The 17,517-nt window shown below is 34.0% G+C and carries 17 protein-coding genes; 5 read left to right on the forward strand and 12 right to left on the reverse strand.

Annotated elements, in window-relative coordinates; translation table 11 throughout:
* The first annotated feature begins 28 nt into the window (after positions 1 to 28).
* Complete coding sequence (gene meaB / locus AAFN75_RS17175; RefSeq protein ID WP_411807525.1) at positions 29 to 1,105, forward strand: methylmalonyl Co-A mutase-associated GTPase MeaB; 1,077 nt, start codon at positions 29 to 31, stop codon at positions 1,103 to 1,105.
* Here meaB and AAFN75_RS17180 read toward each other — a convergent pair.
* The 6 genes from AAFN75_RS17180 to mnmA are packed head-to-tail and all read right to left on the reverse strand — an operon-like array spanning position 1,102 to position 7,131.
* Positions 1,102 to 1,671 (reverse strand): phosphatase PAP2 family protein, encoded by a 570-nt coding sequence (locus tag AAFN75_RS17180; protein WP_411807526.1) that lies wholly within the window; start codon positions 1,669 to 1,671, stop codon positions 1,102 to 1,104. The genes meaB and AAFN75_RS17180 overlap by 4 nt on opposite strands.
* 21 nt (positions 1,672 to 1,692) lie before the next feature.
* Positions 1,693 to 1,920, reverse strand: coding sequence for a hypothetical protein (locus AAFN75_RS17185; protein WP_144117625.1), 228 nt, complete (start codon positions 1,918 to 1,920; stop codon positions 1,693 to 1,695).
* A 10-nt stretch (positions 1,921 to 1,930) separates the two neighbouring features.
* Positions 1,931 to 3,307, reverse strand: a complete 1,377-nt coding sequence (locus AAFN75_RS17190; RefSeq protein ID WP_411807527.1) for an MATE family efflux transporter — start codon at positions 3,305 to 3,307, stop codon at positions 1,931 to 1,933.
* Between the two features lie 43 nt (positions 3,308 to 3,350).
* On the reverse strand, positions 3,351 to 4,292 hold the full coding sequence (locus AAFN75_RS17195; RefSeq protein WP_411807528.1) for an NAD(P)H-dependent flavin oxidoreductase: 942 nt from the start codon (positions 4,290 to 4,292) through the stop codon (positions 3,351 to 3,353).
* Positions 4,292 to 5,917 carry a S8 family serine peptidase gene (locus tag AAFN75_RS17200; protein WP_411807529.1) on the reverse strand — a complete coding sequence of 542 codons (1,626 nt, stop codon included), beginning with the start codon at positions 5,915 to 5,917 and terminating at the stop codon, positions 4,292 to 4,294. The genes AAFN75_RS17195 and AAFN75_RS17200 overlap by 1 nt, the downstream gene beginning before the upstream one ends.
* A 26-nt stretch (positions 5,918 to 5,943) precedes the next feature.
* Positions 5,944 to 7,131: a tRNA 2-thiouridine(34) synthase MnmA gene (mnmA, locus tag AAFN75_RS17205; RefSeq protein WP_411807530.1), complete on the reverse strand. Its 1,188-nt coding sequence runs from the start codon at positions 7,129 to 7,131 to the stop codon at positions 5,944 to 5,946.
* 179 nt (positions 7,132 to 7,310) lie between these two features.
* On the opposite strand from mnmA, the gene AAFN75_RS17210 reads away from it, so the two are divergent.
* The gene (locus AAFN75_RS17210; RefSeq protein WP_411807531.1) at positions 7,311 to 8,294 is read left to right on the forward strand and encodes a fasciclin domain-containing protein; all 984 of its coding nucleotides are present in this window, start codon (positions 7,311 to 7,313) and stop codon (positions 8,292 to 8,294) included.
* A gap of 81 nt (positions 8,295 to 8,375) precedes the next feature.
* On the opposite strand, the gene AAFN75_RS17215 is transcribed toward AAFN75_RS17210, so the two are convergent.
* The 3 genes from AAFN75_RS17215 to AAFN75_RS17225 all read right to left on the reverse strand — a co-directional run bounded on the left by AAFN75_RS17215 (position 8,376) and on the right by AAFN75_RS17225 (position 12,865).
* Positions 8,376 to 9,080: a toxin-antitoxin system YwqK family antitoxin gene (locus AAFN75_RS17215; protein WP_411807532.1), complete on the reverse strand. Its 705-nt coding sequence runs from the start codon at positions 9,078 to 9,080 to the stop codon at positions 8,376 to 8,378.
* A gap of 154 nt (positions 9,081 to 9,234) precedes the next feature.
* A complete protein-coding gene (gene yidC, locus AAFN75_RS17220) occupies positions 9,235 to 11,121 on the reverse strand; it encodes a membrane protein insertase YidC (RefSeq protein ID WP_411807533.1) in 1,887 nt (628 codons plus the stop codon).
* Between the two features lie 124 nt (positions 11,122 to 11,245).
* Positions 11,246 to 12,865: a CTP synthase gene (locus tag AAFN75_RS17225; protein ID WP_411807534.1), complete on the reverse strand. Its 1,620-nt coding sequence runs from the start codon at positions 12,863 to 12,865 to the stop codon at positions 11,246 to 11,248.
* A 275-nt stretch (positions 12,866 to 13,140) separates the two neighbouring features.
* Between AAFN75_RS17225 and AAFN75_RS17230 the strand changes: the two genes are divergently transcribed.
* Positions 13,141 to 13,689: a DUF3124 domain-containing protein gene (locus tag AAFN75_RS17230; protein ID WP_411807535.1), complete on the forward strand. Its 549-nt coding sequence runs from the start codon at positions 13,141 to 13,143 to the stop codon at positions 13,687 to 13,689.
* A gap of 37 nt (positions 13,690 to 13,726) precedes the next feature.
* Here the strand turns inward: AAFN75_RS17230 and AAFN75_RS17235 are convergent, their stop codons facing one another.
* Positions 13,727 to 13,999: a hypothetical protein gene (locus AAFN75_RS17235; protein WP_411807536.1), complete on the reverse strand. Its 273-nt coding sequence runs from the start codon at positions 13,997 to 13,999 to the stop codon at positions 13,727 to 13,729.
* A 54-nt stretch (positions 14,000 to 14,053) separates the two neighbouring features.
* Positions 14,054 to 14,641 (reverse strand): GTP cyclohydrolase I FolE, encoded by a 588-nt coding sequence (folE, locus tag AAFN75_RS17240; RefSeq protein WP_092850059.1) that lies wholly within the window; start codon positions 14,639 to 14,641, stop codon positions 14,054 to 14,056.
* A 177-nt stretch (positions 14,642 to 14,818) separates the two neighbouring features.
* Here folE and AAFN75_RS17245 point away from each other — a divergent pair, with 177 nt between their 5' ends.
* On the forward strand, positions 14,819 to 15,481 hold the full coding sequence (locus tag AAFN75_RS17245) for an ABC transporter ATP-binding protein (RefSeq protein WP_144117648.1): 663 nt from the start codon (positions 14,819 to 14,821) through the stop codon (positions 15,479 to 15,481).
* Here the strand turns inward: AAFN75_RS17245 and AAFN75_RS17250 are convergent.
* Positions 15,478 to 16,644 (reverse strand): MFS transporter, encoded by a 1,167-nt coding sequence (locus AAFN75_RS17250; RefSeq protein ID WP_411807537.1) that lies wholly within the window; start codon positions 16,642 to 16,644, stop codon positions 15,478 to 15,480. The two genes, AAFN75_RS17245 and AAFN75_RS17250, sit on opposite strands and share 4 nt — an antisense overlap.
* Before the next feature lie 74 nt (positions 16,645 to 16,718).
* Between AAFN75_RS17250 and AAFN75_RS17255 the strand changes: the two genes are divergently transcribed.
* On the forward strand, positions 16,719 to 17,504 hold the full coding sequence (locus AAFN75_RS17255) for a TIGR02757 family protein (protein ID WP_411807538.1): 786 nt from the start codon (positions 16,719 to 16,721) through the stop codon (positions 17,502 to 17,504).
* Positions 17,505 to 17,517: the final 13 nt, after the last annotated feature.

Genomic DNA, 17,517 nt, shown 5'->3' on the forward strand with positions numbered 1-17,517 from the left:
GTATTACCAAAAACAGGAAACAAGAGTTATGGCTAAAAAAAACAAATCTGCTTTACAAGAAAAAGAAGGTGTCTCTAGTTTCGAAACGACTAACAAAGCGTCTATTGCTGCGATTAAACAAAAACGTAAAACCAAATTAGACAGCAACAGCTTAGTAACGTCTATATTAAACCAAGATATTACAGCCTTAAGTAGAGCCATAACACTTGTAGAAAGTAAAAATACAACGCATAAAGCCCAAGCCAACACCATATTAAAAGCCTGTTTACCTCATGCCAACAAATCCGTTAGAATTGGCATTACCGGCGTACCCGGTGTTGGAAAGAGCACGTTTATTGAGGTTTTTGGAAAAGACCTAACCGCACAAGGAAAACGCGTTGCCGTATTAGCTATAGACCCAAGTAGCAGTATTACCAAAGGCAGTATTTTAGGCGATAAAACCCGAATGGAAGCTCTGGTTAAAGACGATAACGCTTTTATTCGTCCGTCGGCTTCGGGCGACTCTCTTGGTGGCGTAGCCCGAAAAACCAGAGAAACTATAATTTTGTGTGAATCCGCAGGTTTCGATGTTATAATAATAGAAACTGTTGGTGTTGGACAAAGTGAAACCACAGTACATAGCATGGTCGATTTCTTTCTGCTTTTAAAACTAGCAGGCGCCGGCGATGAATTGCAAGGTATAAAACGAGGCATTATTGAAATGGCCGATACTATTGCCATTAACAAAGCCGATGGCAACAACATAAAACAAGCCAAATTAGCGCAGGTAGAATTTAAAAGAGCACTTCACCTCTACCCAGAAAAAGCATCACAATGGCAACCTAAAGTTACTTTGTGTAGCGCACTAGAAAACCAAGGTATTGAAGACATTTGGAATATTATTCTAGATTATGTAAGCACAACCACTAAAAGCAATTACTTTCAAAATAACAGGTTACAACAGAATACGTTTTGGCTCATTCAGACGGTAGAAAATCAATTAAAATCGAACTTCTTCAGTACACCAAAAATCAAAAAAGCATTAAAGGAACAAATAAAGCTTTTAGAAAACAACAAAACCACGCCTTTTGCTGCTGCCGATTATCTATTAAGTATTAAAGATTAATCATTTACAAACCGCTTATTGGCATAAGTTCCCAATTTGTAAAACATAAATCCGGATATGGCTCCAAAAGTCATTCCGCAAAAAATATCTAAAGGATAATGCACACCAACATAAATCCTACTGTAAGCAACAATAGCACTCCATAATAACATTATAAAGATTAAATTTTTATAGTATGGTTTAAGCATTAAACCTGTAAATACAGCAGCTGCCATAGTATTTGATGAATGCCCAGAGAAAAAACCATATTTACCACAGCGCACTGCTATAAAACGAATTTTATCGGCTATATCTTCTGCGCCACAAGGTCGTGGCCGCATAAACGTACGCTTAAAAACATTAGTTATTTGATCAGTAAAGGTTACCATTAAAGCGATAACCACTATAAAAACCAATAACGATTTTAGTCCAAACTGTCTATAAAGTAAAAACAGCAAAATCGCATATAGCGGCGCAAAGGTATACTTATGCGTTATAGCTAACCATAAACCATCCCAGGTTGCAGATCCCAACCCATTTAAATATACAAATAACGCGGTATCATATTGTAAAAGCTGTTCAATCATTTAAATACAGGTATTTCGTTTTTATTCGTCGTACTTAGCCACTTCGCTATCATAAAAATCTGTAGCTTCTTTTATAGCGTTTTCAGTTTCAACTTCTAATTCCTCTTGGTCTTCTGCATCAAAATCTTCAAACCACTCTACCTCATCGTTTTCAAGATTAATAATAAACCTAGGAAACTCGGTATGAATCACATAGATTGCGTTTGGGAATTCGGTGTTATCACCTAATATAAATTTTGGAAGACTCATTTTTTTAATATTATTTGTTCGACAAAATTAACTTTTTTGTCAAATAGTTAAACCTTATATACAATAAAATTGAAGCCGTAGTTAAACCAGCCAGCAACCCTAACCAAATACCAAAACTTCCGTAAGCATCTTTATCACCTAAAAACCAACTTATAGGAAACCCAACTAACCAATACGAAATAAATGTTATTACCGTTGGTATTTTTACGTCCTGCAATCCGCGTAAAGCGCCTAAAACAACTACCTGAATACTATCGCTAATTTGAAAAATAGCAGCAGCTATTAATAGGTTTGATGCGATACTTACTACCTCCATATTATCTGCATAATTTTCTATGTCATTAAAATCGACATATATTCTTGGAAGGTAATCATGAAAAGCAAAGAAAAGTAAGGCAAAACAAAAGGCCAGTAAGGTGCCCATTAAAAATAAAGAAAATGCAATACGTCTTAATTCTAAATACGCTTTTAGTCCCTTTTGATTACCCACGCGAATCATGGAGGCTACACTTAATCCCATGGCAACCATAAAGGTCATGGAACTAAGGTTTAAAGCGATTTGATTAGCCGCTTGCGGATTTTTACCTAGTAATCCACTTAGCCAAATAGCTGCGGTAAATATAGCTACTTCAAAAAACATTTGCATAGCACTAGGTGCGCCTAAATTTAAAATTTTTTTAAGCATTAACTTATCGAGCACAAAAAACTTAATATTGGTAACAAATGCTTTCGATTTTTCTTTACCTTTTAACAAATACCACAGGTACCAAACCATAATTAACCTAGAGGCCAAAGTTCCGTAGGCTGCTCCTACAATGCCTAATTCTGGGAAACCAAACTTTCCAAAAATTAATAAATAGTTTAAAACTATATTTATAATATTCCCAATTAAAGTAGCATACATTGGGTATTTAGTCATAGATAAACCATCACTAAACTGTTTAAAGCCTTGAAATACAATTAAGGGTATTAATGAAATCGCTACATAATTTAGATAAGGAATAGCTAATTGGACTACCTCAATAGGTTGTTTCATTAAATACATTAGCGGTTTTGAAAAATAAACCAGTAAAAAAAGTAATATCCCTAAAACGGTACATAAAAACAAACCGTGTTTAAATGCCGATTTTCCTTTTGTAAAATCTTTAGAAGAATCTGCTTCCGCAATTAAAGGGGTTATGGCTGTTGAAAACCCAATACCTAAGGACATGGCAATAAACATAAAGCTATTTCCTAAAGATACCGCAGCAAGTTCTGCTGTACCTAATTGCCCAACCATAATGTTATCTACAAAACTAACAAAGGTATGCCCTAACATGCCCAACATTACAGGAGCAGCTAGTTGCCAATTGTATTTAAATTCTTTTGTGTAGTTACTAATTTGCATGTTGCAAAAGTAAACTTTACTTCATACTTAAAGTAAATTTATGTTAAAGATTTAAGGCGTTTTTTTTAGCCATTTCAAACTCCATTATAATATCTTGAACAATAGTAACTACCGGTTTTATGTCATGTATTAACCCTGCAATTTGACCAATTTCTAACTCACCTGCTTCTAGGTCGCCTTCAAACATACCTCGTTTTGCTCTTGCTCTACCTAACAATGCTTTAAGTTGCTCTACCGTAGGCGCTGTTTTATATAAGTCTTGTACTTGATTGTAAAACTTGTTTTTAATTAAGCGCACCGGAGCCAACTCTTTTAAAGTTAATTGTGTATCGCCTTCTTTAGCATCTACAACGACCTTTTTAAAATCTTGATGTGCCGAACTTTCATTGCTAGCAACAAATCGGCTCCCAATTTGAACACCATCGGCACCCAAAATCATAGTTGCTAACATGGCACTACCTGTGGCAATTCCGCCAGCGGCTATAATAGGAATTTGTATCTGTTCCTTTACCATAGGAATTAAAGTTAAGGTCGTAGTTTCGTCTCTACCATTATGTCCTCCAGCTTCAAAACCTTCGGCCACAATAGCATCAACACCTGCTTCTTTTGCTTTTAAAGCAAATTTGACACTGCTTACAACATGTACAACAGTTATACCGCGTTCTTTTAACCAAGCTGTCCACGTTTTTGGATTTCCTGCCGAAGTGAAAACAATTTTAACACCTTCTTCAACTATAATATCCATTATTTCTTGAATGTTGGGATACAGCATGGGTACATTAACACCAAAAGGTTTATGGGTTGCCTTTTTGCATTTTTGTATGTGCTCTCGCAAAACGTCTGGATACATTGATCCTGCTCCAATAAGTCCTAAAACACCTGAATTACTTGAAGCCGATGCTAATCGCCAACCACTATTCCAAACCATTCCTGCCTGTATAATAGGGTGTTTAATTCCGAATAAAGTTGTAATTCTGTTTGCCATTATTGCTTTATAATTTTGAAAGTTTTTGAAATAATACTACTTTCTACTCGAATAAAATATACACCATTAGCTAATGCTGTTGTATTTATTTCATTTTGATAAGAAGTCATTTGAAAGCTATTCACTTCTTGTCCTAAAACGTCATATAGCTTAACAGAAACTATAGTGTCTTCTGATGGTAATTCAATAAACAACTTATTATAAACGGGATTCGGATAAATTTTAAAAGCATTATTAACCCCATTTTCTTTAACTGTTAATGCTGTATTCAAAGCCGTTTCAAGATTAGGAATTCCATAACCTAAAAAATAATCTGGTGTATTATATTGTGATGCCGACTCCCTAACTAATTGCATAATTTCGCCATTAGTTTTCTCGGGTAAAGCTTGCCACAAACATGTTATTCCGCCTGCAAGAATGGGTGAACTAAACGAAGTTCCGTTGGATGTGCCAATAACATCATTTTCTGTAACCACAACACTAGCAAAACCTTGAGCCACCACATCTGGTTTTTGAGTTGGCTGTATAGCACTCCCTACAGAACTAAAAGAAACATAATTTCCAGATGAATTTACAGCTCCAATGGATAAAACATTTGGAGAATCTGCAGGCGCTCCTACTCCATCATTTCCTGAGTTTCCTGCCGAAGTTACCATAAGCAAACCTTTTTCAAAAGCTATATTTGCACCTCGAGTTATGTAGGTGGTGTAGCCATCTAAATCGGTATCAGAATGGGTATATCTTGTATAATTTGGTGAGTAATCTTTATAGCCTAACGAGGTATTTAAAATATCGACACCTAAACTATCGGCACGTTCGGCTGCTTCAACCCAATAACTTTCTTCAACAGGGTTTTCATTGGCGCTATCTTCGGTAATAAATAGATAATAAGAAGCATCTGGAGCTGTACCAACAAATTCATTTTCAATGTATCCAGCCATATTGCTTAATACTAAGGTACCATGATTACTAGACGTGCCAGTAAATACATTAACATCTCTATTTACAAAATCGTAACTTCCTAAAAGGTTACCAGCATCTCGCAGTCTTTGAAACGCCGCCATAGTATTTACATTAGGAAAACCGGCATCTAAAACAGCAACTGTCATTCCAGTTCCTGTATAATCTTCTAAGTGTAAAACATGGCCATTAAACATTTCTATTTGATTGGCAGAATTGCCGTAATCAAAAGTAGTTATTGCACTTTCAAGCTTAAATTGCTTATTCTGTTTTTTGGTAACTACAGCGTTTTTTGCGTTTAAACTTTTATCAGCGAAATCAATACTACTCACAAAAATTAAACCAGTTAAAGCCTCAATATTGGTTTGAATGCCTCGAACATGCACAGCATTAAACCATTTAGATTTAGCCAATACCGCTATACCCTCCGTATTTTTTAATTGTGTAATATAAGCCTCGTTAACAGGCACATCTCTTTCGTCGATGGTTACGTTATGCGCATTTTTTCTATCAATAGCCTTTTGGGTAAGTATAGAAATTGGATTAGCCAATGAAGCAGATACATTCTCTTTATCGGTAAAATATACCCAAGCATCTTCTATTTGGGCAGATACATTATTAATAAATAAAACAAATACGATAAATAGAATAGATACTTTTTTCATAACTCGAAGGCATTAGCTTTGCTAAGTTATGAAATTACTCCCGAACCTATTAATTCATCTTCAATATACCAAGCCACAAATTGTCCTTCGGTTATTGCAGACTGAAATTCGTTAAACTCTACATACAAGCCGCCATCTACTTTATGAAGCGTTGCGTCCTCTAAAGCTTGTCGGTATCTAATTCTTGCTTTTACTTGCATGGTTTCGTCTAACTTTAAAGCTAAATCTTCACGAACCCAATGCAATTCTTCATTACTAACAAATAATGCTTTCTTGTATAAACCAGGATGGGCTTTACCTTGACCAGTATATATGATGTTCTCTTCAACATCAGTATCAATAACAAATAATGGCTCTACCGTGCCACCAACCCCTAATCCTTTACGTTGTCCTTTTGTAAAATAATGAGCACCCTGATGTTTACCTACAACTTTACCTTGATTAATATTATAATCAATTTTACGCGACAGGTATTCTAGTTTTTCAATTTCGGAATCGAATTGTGTTTTTACCTCACTATAAACGGCTTGCTCTTTAGGCACTTCTACAATAACACCTTCTTTAGGTTTAAGTTGTTGTTGCAAAAAATCAGGCAACTTTACTTTACCTATAAAACAAAGCCCTTGAGAATCTTTCTTTTCGGCTGTAACTAAATCTAATTCGGTTGCTATTTTTCTAACCTCAGGTTTTGTTAACTCGCCAATTGGAAATAATGCTTTAGATAATTGTTCTTGCGATAATTGACATAAAAAGTACGATTGATCTTTGTTTCCGTCAACACCCGCTAAAAGTTGATATACTTCTTTTCCGTCCTTCTGTATTGTTCCTTTTCTACAATAATGACCTGTGGCCACATAATCTGCTCCCAGATCTAAGGCTATTTTCATAAAAACATCAAACTTTATCTCTCTATTACATAGCACATCTGGGTTTGGTGTTCTACCTTTTTCGTATTCATGAAACATATAATCTACAATACGCTCCTTATATTGTTCACTTAAATCGACGGTTTGAAATGGTATACCTAATTTTTCGGCAACCAACATAGCATCATTACTGTCATCTAACCACGGACACTCATTAGAAATGGTAACCGAATCGTCATGCCAGTTTTTCATAAACAAACCAATAACCTCATACCCTTGTTGTTGCAGCAAGTATGCCGCAACACTAGAATCTACACCTCCAGAAAGTCCAATTATAACGCGTTTCATTCTTAAAAAATTAGTTTACAAAGATACGTATTATTGTAAGATTGCAATGCCTTTAGCATAAATGATAACCATCTTTAAAAAACTACTTTGTTTATTATTTAATAAAAAATATTAAACAAAAAGATGTTTATGTTTAATTATTTTATATATTTGTTAAACAAAACAAAAACATTGATATTATGAAAACTTTAAAATCTTTAAAAAAAATCACATTAGCGGTAGTGCTTTTAGTTGCATTTAGCTCTTGTAACAATGATGATGATAATACAACAGAAACACCAATGCAACTTAATATAGTTGAAACGGCACAAACTGTAGACGATTTAAGTATTCTAGTTGATGCTGTTGTGCAAGCCGGTTTAGTAGATGCATTAACAGCCGCAGGAGACAAAACAGTTTTAGCACCAACAAATACAGCTTTTACAGCTTTCTTAGAAGATAATGGTTTTAGCTCGCTATCTGAAGTTCCAAACGATGTATTAACCCAAGTGTTATTAAACCACGTAATTACAGGTACCAATATTGCCTCTGCAGACCTTTCTGGAAACACAGGATATACCAACACTTTAGCCGATGGACCAAACGGAACAAAATTAAGCTTGTATTACGACGGTACTGCAGGTGTAATGTTTAATGGTGGTGCCGAAGTAACGTTACCAGATGTAATGACTACAAATGGCGTTGTACATGTTATTGACCAAGTTATAGCATTACCGACCATAGCAACATTTGCAACTACAAATCCTGCATTATCTACTTTAGTAGACGCATTAGTATACGCTGATTCAGGGGATCCAACCGTCCCTTACATCACAACAGTATCTAATGCAGATGCAGGACCTTTTACTGTTTTTGCTCCTACTAATGATGCTTTTGTAGATTTATTAGAAGAATTAGAAGCAGATGCACTTACAGATATTGCAACCTCTACTGTTGATGCTGTACTATTACACCATATAGTAAATGCAAATGTACAATCTAGTGGTTTAGCAACTGGAGAAGTAAGTACACTAGGTGACCCAATTATGGCAGATACATCTACCTTTACACTTACAGATGGTAATGGAAGAATGAGTAACATTATTACAACGTTAGTAGATATTCAAGGTATAAATGGTGTGGTACACGTAATTGACAAAGTAATACTTCCTGCCACGGAATAAAACAGTTTGGTTTGTTGATTGTAGATTACAATTAGTTTTTATAATTAAAAGTTGTCTATGAAAAAGGGGCGCCTTAAGAAATTAAGGCGTTTTTTTTATGTATTTAGGTTTATAAGTAAAGTCCTTTTCATTGGTAGTTTTACCGTTTTCATAGTACTTCCAAACCCCATCTTTTTTACCGCGTTTATAACGCCCTTCCGAAAGTAATTCGCCTTTTGGGTTATAAAACTTAGCTTCACCATGTAACTCGCCGTTTTCATACACATAGCTTTTAAGCACTACATTTTTTTCGGATAACCACAAAGATTCGCCATCTAGTTTACCGTTAACATAATTTTGCTTTTCGGCTATTTGTCCGTTAGGATAATACACCAAACGCTCACCTATTAAAGCGCCATTGTCGTTATAATGTTCAAGTATAAGTAATTGATCGGAGTTTTTTTGGTAATACTTCCAAGTGCCAATATAACTTTTACCATCCATTTCACCTTTACTAATTATCCTTCCGTTAGACGCCAAAAAGGTAACCTCTGCCTTCTGGTTAGTATCATTAAACAACTTAGTAGCAGACAAAATGCCTTTCTTTTTATAATACTTATAAAACTTAAACAAACCTATTTCCTTGCCATGAGCAAATTGCCCTTCGTACCTTAAAACATCTGTACCTTCAAATTTCTTTTGCCAAACACCATGACGTTTTCCATTTTCGTCAAACTGGTTTATAGTTTGCCCAAATACAACCCTACTTAACATTAAGAAGAAAAATAAATTATAACCGATTTTCATTTTTAAAATTTTGATTTTATCGCTTTCGCCGAAATTATACTCAACTAACGCATATATTCTAACTTTCTTATAACAAAAAAGCTGCCAAAATGATTTTTGACAGCTTTTTTAATTCTATAGTATCCGCAAGCGTTTAAAAAACTTGCAGTAAAGATTATTTACGCTTTTGTTGCGCTTGTTTTTGTTTTTCGGCTTGTTCCATCATTTCAGCCATTTTTTTCTGAAAACGATTTTCTTTTTTAGGCTGCTTTTTCTTTTCTTGAATTTGAGCATGAATCTTATCCTCATCAAGAATAAAGTTTTTAATCACTAAAATAATTCCAATACTAATAACATTAGAAATAAAGTAGTATAAACTTAAACCAGACGCATAGTTATTAAAGAAAAACAACATCATTATTGGAGAGAAGTACATCATATACTTCATCATTTTTGCCATATCTGGCATGCCTTCTTGCTGTGGTTGCGATTGCATATTTTGCCCTGTAGTTAATCGCATATAAAAGAATATGGCTATAGACGCTAATATTGGAAATAAACTTACGTGGTTTCCATAAAACGGAATAGTAAATGGCAAGTTTGCAATAACATCGTAAGACGATAAATCGTTAACCCAAAGGAAAGATTTCTGTCTTAAATCGAAGGCCGATGGGAAAAACTGGAATAAGGCATAAAACACAGGAAGTTGTATTAAAGCTGGTAAACACCCTGCCATAGGACTTGCTCCCGCTTTAGTTTGCAACGCCATAGTTTCTTGTTGCGCTTTCATTTTGTTATCCTTATGCTTTTCGCGAATAGCATCTAATTCTGGCTTTAAAATTTTCATTTTTGCCTGAGATAAAAACTGCTTGTATTGCACGAATGATAATAAGAATTTTACCAACACCGTCATAACAACAATAGCAATTCCGTAAGACATGTAACCACCTAAGAATCCAAATAACGGCATAAAGATGTAACGGTTAATCCAACCAAAAAGTCCCCATCCAAATGGCACTAATTCGTCTAGATTTCTGTCGTATGCATTCAATACTTTAAAATCACTTGGTCCGTAATACCAATCCATAGTTTGGTTAAACTCACCTCCTTGTAATTCTAAAGGAATAGAAGTTGCAAAACTTTTAGTAAAAACGGTGTCTATTTCTTCGTCTTGTACTAAATTTTCAGTTTTAACTTTTACATTCTTAAATTTATTATCGGTTAGCAATACCGAAGAAAAGAAATGCTGTTTGTAACCAATCCAAGATACATCTTCAACAACATCCTCACCATCTCTGGTATAATCTGCTTTACCATCTTCATAATCATAGTGCACATCGGTATATCTATTTTCATAAGAAATACTTTTTGCATGTCTGAAACCTTTTAATTTCCAGTCTAAATTAATGGCATGCGAACTATTAATAACTGAACTTAAGCCTTGAGAACGGATAGCAAAATCTATCATATAATCTCCCTCTTTAATCTCGTAACGGTATTCTAAAAACTGACTTTCGGAAACTTTAAGTTTCATAGAAACCACAGTTACATCGCCATTTTTAGTAACTTTTGGTACAAATGGTAAATCTTGAGTATTTAAAATTCGGCTATCTGTTGTTCCGAAGTTTATATTAAAGGATGCATTGTTATCCTTAATCATATAAATTGGAATAGAATCGTAATCTACAAATTGCTTTAAGCGTACTTCTGAAAGAAAACCACCTTTGCTGCTAAATTTAAGTGCAAATAAATCACTTTCAACAACAGTTTCTTTATCATTAGATTGCGCTGCAGAATATGCAAATGCACCTAACTTGTTTTTTAACTGAATCATTTGAAGCGAATCTACACCAGAACCAAGGGCGTAATCTGCTGCAGTAGTCACTAAAGTATCATCTTGAGCTTTTGCTTTTTGCTCTGCCTCAACCTGCTCTTGTTTTGCTTTTTCCTGAGCTTCTAGTTCTTCTGGCGTTGGTTTATTTTGCCAAAGCATGTAGGCCAATATTCCGAAAATAAGCACAAAGCCAATAATCGAATTAATATCTAATTTCTTTTCTTCCATGTGTTAGTTATAGTGATTTTAGTCTATTGATTGCTTTACCATCCTTCAAAAAGATTCACATCTTCAAGAATTCAAAATAAGATATCAAATAGCTATCCAATCTTACAATTGTGCCATAGTGGCATTATTTACTCTTTTTTTTATGATTTAGTGCTGCTTTAACGAAAGCCACAAACAAAGGATGCGGATTAGCAACGGTACTCTTATATTCTGGGTGATATTGTACCCCAATAAACCAAGGATGTTCAGGAACTTCAACAATTTCTACTAAACCTGTATCTGGGTTTAATCCTGTTGCCAACATACCTGCAGCTTCAATTCTTTCTTTATATGCTCCGTTAAATTCATAACGATGTCTATGACGTTCTGTAATGCTTTCGGCTTTATAAATATCACGTACTTTACTACCTATTTTTAAATCGCATGCCCAAGCACCTAAACGCATGGTGCCACCTTTATCGGTAATATTTTTTTGATCTTCCATTAATCCTATTACAGGATTAGCAGTAGTGGTATCCATTTCGGTGGATGCCGCATCTTTAATACCCAATACATTTCTTGAAAATTCTATAACAGCCATTTGCATACCTAAACAAATTCCTAAAAACGGAATATTGTTTTCTCTAACAAACTGTACTGCATCAATTTTACCATCAATACCACGCTCGCCAAAACCTGGCGCTACTAAAACACCGTCAAGATGTCCTAATTTTAATTTTGCATTATCCTTATTTATGTATTCTGAATGTACCGACTCTACATTTACCTTAACCTCATTAACTGCTCCAGCATGAATAAAGGCTTCTAAAATAGATTTATAAGAATCTTGTAACTCTACATATTTACCAATTAAACCAATAGTAACTTCAGTTTTAGGGTTTTTATGACGATGTACAAATTCATTCCATTGATCGATATCTGGTTTAGAACTTTTAAGTTTTAATTTTTCAAGTACCACTTTATCTAATCCTTCTTCAAGCATTAAATTAGGTACATCGTAAATTGTTGATGCATCGATAGATTGAATTACAGCCTCTTCTTTAACATTACAAAACAATGCTAATTTGCGACGTAAATCTCTAGGTAAATCGTGTTCTGTTCTACACACCAAAATATCGGCTTGCACACCGCTTTCCATTAAAGTTTTCACACTATGTTGTGTAGGTTTTGTTTTTAACTCACCTGCAGCTGATAAATATGGGACAAGTGTTAAATGAATAACAATACCATTGTTTTCTCCTAAATCCCAACGTAATTGACGAACAGCTTCTATGTAAGGTAAAGATTCAATATCACCAACGGTACCACCTATTTCGGTAATAACGATATCGTAATCTCCAGATTTACCAAGTTTTTGAATACGCTCTTTAATCTCATTTGTAATATGAGGAACGACTTGAACGGTTTTACCTAAAAACTCACCACGACGTTCTTTTTCAATAACACTTTGGTAAATTCTACCTGTAGTTACGTTATTAGCCTGACTTGTTGGTCTGTTTAAAAAACGTTCGTAATGTCCTAAATCTAAATCGGTCTCCGCTCCATCTTCTGTAACATAACATTCGCCATGTTCGTAAGGATTTAAAGTTCCTGGATCTACATTAATGTATGGATCTAATTTTTGGATAGTAACCCTATAGCCTTGAGCTTGAAGTAATTTAGCAAGTGATGCTGCTATGATACCTTTTCCTAGTGATGATGTAACCCCACCGGTTACAAATATGTATTTTGCTGTAGTTGTCATGTTGCGCTTATAAACGCAGGCAAATTTACAAAATTAAAATAGTTATTTAAGTGGTACTTGTTAACAATTTTTGAAAGATTGAATATTCGAATTAATGTGGGTATACTTTATTTTATAATTAATTTCAACCAACATCTTAAACAGCTGTTACATCCCTTTCATACAGCGTATTACATTGGTTTTTAATTTTAGCCGAAAAACAATTATTTATTTAACCATTAAAAATAAGTTCAATACTACTATTTTTATAAAAATTCTTTAAAATGATATACAATATGAGAATCTTATTTTTCTGCATACTAACATTGATTTTAAATTCTTGCCAGAACCAAAATCCAAATCTTAATAAATCAGGAGAAGACGAATTAAAGTCACTTGAAGTAGAACAAACTTTAGATAAAGAACTCGTTAATTTTAAGGATCTTATTTACGTTCCTATATATTCAGACATATATATTGATAACAATAATCCTGAACATTTACTTACAGCAACTCTAAGCGTTAGAAACACAAGCATCAATGACACCTTATATATATCTAAAATAGATTATTATAATACCGGAGGAACCTTGGTTAAAAATTACATAAACAACACCATTATATTAAACCCAATGGCAACCGTTAACTATGTTATTGAAAAAGAAGACACTAGTGGTGGTTCTGGTGCTAATTTTATAGTAGAAGTGAGTGCAAAAAACCGAAATACAAGACCATTAATTCAAGCTATTATGATTGGTCAATTTAACAACAAGAGCTTCTCTTTTTCAACAGATGGATATTCTATAAGTGATAAAAACCTAACGCTAAAAACAGAAAACAAATAAGTAGTGTTTCTAATTACAACAGCTTAAATCTGGTGTTTTAAACTTCAAGAATGGTTTCTTCTTCCTTTTGAAATACATAGGTTAAAAACCACATAATTGTAAAGGTTGGAATGATATCAAACCCTGGAATAATTTCTTCTATAAATGAAATTACACCAGCTACTTTACCTTTGGTGCCTTTATACATTTTACTCATTAAATACCCCGATGCTGGTGCCCAAATAATATCGAATATGGTTAACATACCAATGGCATCAAACACAAGGCTTAGTCCAAGTTTTTTATATTTACTTAAATTTTCTAAATTCATAATTGTTTCTTTACTAGGAATATAGCAAGAAACATACCAAATTTAAAAAACAATTTACTTTCCAATAAGCTTTAAAAACTCATTTCTAGTTTCAATTTTTTCAAACTGACCTCTAAAACCAGAAGTCGTTGTGGTAGAATTTTGCTTTTGTACACCGCGCATCATCATACACATATGCGAAGCCTCAATAACAACAGCGACACCTTGTGGATTTAGCGTATCATTTATACAATCTAAAATTTGTTGAGTTAAGCGTTCTTGCACTTGCAAACGTCTTGCAAACACATCAACAATTCTAGGTAATTTACTTAAACCAACAATTTGCCCATTAGGAATATAAGCGATATGCACCTTACCAAAAAATGGTAAAATATGATGTTCGCAAAGCGAGTACAATTCAATATCTTTTACAATTACCATTTCGTTATAAGACTCCTTAAACATAGCGCCTTTAAGTATCTCAACCGGGTCTTGATCGTAACCTTGGGTTAAAAACTGCATTGCTTTAGCGGCACGCTCTGGTGTTTTCAACAAGCCATCACGACTAGTATCTTCACCTAAATCTGTTATAATTTCTTGGTATTTATTTTTAACATTATCAGTAACATCATCACTGTATTCCTCAAAACTCTTATATGGCATAATTAATTCTATATAGTCAACTTGTCTGTGCAAGTTTATTGTAAAACAAAATAATATATAAATATAAGCATAAAATAGAATTCACAATTAAATCTTCTATTAATAAAACATATTAGTTAATAAACATTTGCTATAACGTTATTAAATAGTAATTTCACATCTGTTATTTTTTTTTAGATGATACAAGCAAAAAACATTCATAAATATTACGGCGATTTACAAGTTTTAAACGGTGTTAATCTGCAAATTAAAAAAGGCGAAATAGTCTCTATAGTTGGAGCTTCGGGTGCCGGAAAAACAACGCTATTACATATTTTAGGTACTTTGGATAAAGCTTCGGTTAAAGCAGACTCCGAGTTACTTATTAACAACACCAATATAACAACGCTTAAGGACAAAGCTTTAGCTAAGTTTAGAAATGAGCATATTGGGTTTATATTTCAATTTCATCAATTACTACCTGAGTTTACTGCCATTGAAAATGTGTGTTTACCAGCGTTTATAAAAGGTACAAAAAAGGCTGATGCCGAAAAACGTGCCAAAGAACTTCTAGATTTTTTAGGATTATCGCATAGATACAACCATAAACCTAACGAGCTTTCGGGTGGCGAGCAACAACGAGTAGCAGTAGCACGCGCTTTAATAAATAATCCAGAACTCATTTTTGCCGATGAACCTTCGGGTAATTTAGATAGCGAATCGGCCGAAAATTTACACAACCTCTTTTTTAAACTACGTGATGAGTTTGGTCAAACCTTTGTAATTGTAACACATAATGAAGATTTGGCAAATATGGCCGATAGAAAATTGGTAATGGTGGATGGTAATATAATAGACTAACTTTTATTGTACAGCGCATACAATCCTAAAACGGGACCAATAGCCAATACTAAAAACAGATACTTTGCCTCTACCTCGGTTTGTAAATAATTTAAAAGCTGAATACTAATTATGGTAATAGCAAAACCAATAGAATTAACAATGGTTAATGCTGTACCTTTAGATGCCGCATCTACATTTTGAGCTACTAAAGTTGAAAACAATGGCGAATCTGCAATAACAACCATACCCCAAAACATTAAAAACAATAGAAAAGTAATTTCTGAATTTAGCATAAAAAAAAGCGGCGAAACCAAACAGCATAAGCCAGACAAAGCAAGTGCCGTGGCGGCTAATTTTTTACTAGAAAAACACTGAGACATATAACCAGAAATTACACAACCTAAACTTCCAATGGCAATGCTATAAAAACTGTACAACGAAATATTAAAATCTGCTGTATTATGGTAACTAGAATACGCCTTTAAAAACACAGGCACAAAAGCCCAAAAAGCATACAACTCCCACATATGCCCAAAATAGCCAAAGGCTGCACTTCTAAATGTTTTAAGTTTAAAAACCTTGTAACATATTGACACATCAAATTTCTGTAAGGTCTTTTTATAAGGACCATCGGGAACTAATAAAACAATTAAAACACCTCCTAAAACAGCTAAACCAGATGTAATAAAAAGCATATATTCCCAGAAAAACAAACCTTGAGCTCCTTTCAATACATGCGGAAAAGCAGTTCCTAATACTAAAGCACCAACTAAAAACCCAAGCGATTTACCTAAACCTTTCTCGAAATAATCGGATGCTATTTTCATACCTACTGGATAAATACCTGCTAGAAAAAAGCCCGTTAAAAATCGAAGCGCTATTAAACTTAAAAGCGTGTGCGAACCAAAGACTACTAACACATTAAAAAATGCGGCTACTATAGCACTAACAAAAAATACCTTAGATGGCGAAAAACGATCGGCAATAGTTAAAATGGCAAATATAAAAGTGCCTATAATAAAACCAAATTGTAGTGCCGAAGTTAAATTACCTAAGGCCGACGGGTTTAAATTAAAGCTAATTACCAAATCGCTAATAATAGCATTACCAACAAACCATAAGGAGGTACAAAAAAATTGAGATAACACAATTATGGGTAAAACTGCCTTTTTACTAGTCATTTAGCGCGAATTCTTTTTAATAAGCTGTTAAGTCTCTTATTTATTCAACTAATTACATTTATTTTTGTTGAATTATGAAGGAAAAACAAATAAAACTTACCAAAGCAGAACTTAAAGAGTTTTTAGACGCTAAGGTTTTAGAGTATAACAACCCTAAATTTATTGAAAGCGACCCAATACAAATACCGCATAAATTCAGTAAAAAAGAAGATATTGAAATTTCAGGATTTTTAACATCTACCATTGCTTGGGGAAACCGAAAAAGTATTATTAATAATGCCAATAGGTTAATGGATTTGCTAGATCACTCGCCTTACGATTTTGTTGTAAACCACGAAGAAACCGATTTAGATCGACTTGCCCCTTTTGTACATCGTACTTTTAACGGACTAGATTGTACTCAGTTTATAAAATCGTTAAAACATATATATATGAACCATGGTGGATTAGAATCGGTTTTTGTAAAACATGCCGAAAAAGACTCCTTACAGCCTGCCATATCGAAGTTTAAATCTGTCTTTTTTGAGATTGAGCATTTACAACGCACCGAAAAACACGTTAGCGATCCATTAAAAAAATCGGCTGCAAAACGCATCAACATGTTTTTACGTTGGATGGTGCGTAATGATAAAACAGGAGTTGATTTTGGTATTTGGGATAGACTTTCACCAAACCAATTGTCTTGCCCATTGGATGTACACTCGGGAAATGTAGCTAGAAAATTAGGATTACTAAAACGCAAACAAAACGATGGTGTTGCCTTGACTGAGCTTGATTTGGTATTAAGAAAGCTAGATGAAAACGACCCTGTTAAATATGATTTTGCTTTATTTGGTTTAGGAGTTTTTGAAGGATTTTAGTTTTTATAGTTGC

It is taken from the genome of Algibacter sp. AS12 (assembly GCF_046736315.1).
In the GTDB taxonomy this organism is placed as follows: domain Bacteria; phylum Bacteroidota; class Bacteroidia; order Flavobacteriales; family Flavobacteriaceae; genus Algibacter_B; species Algibacter_B amylolyticus.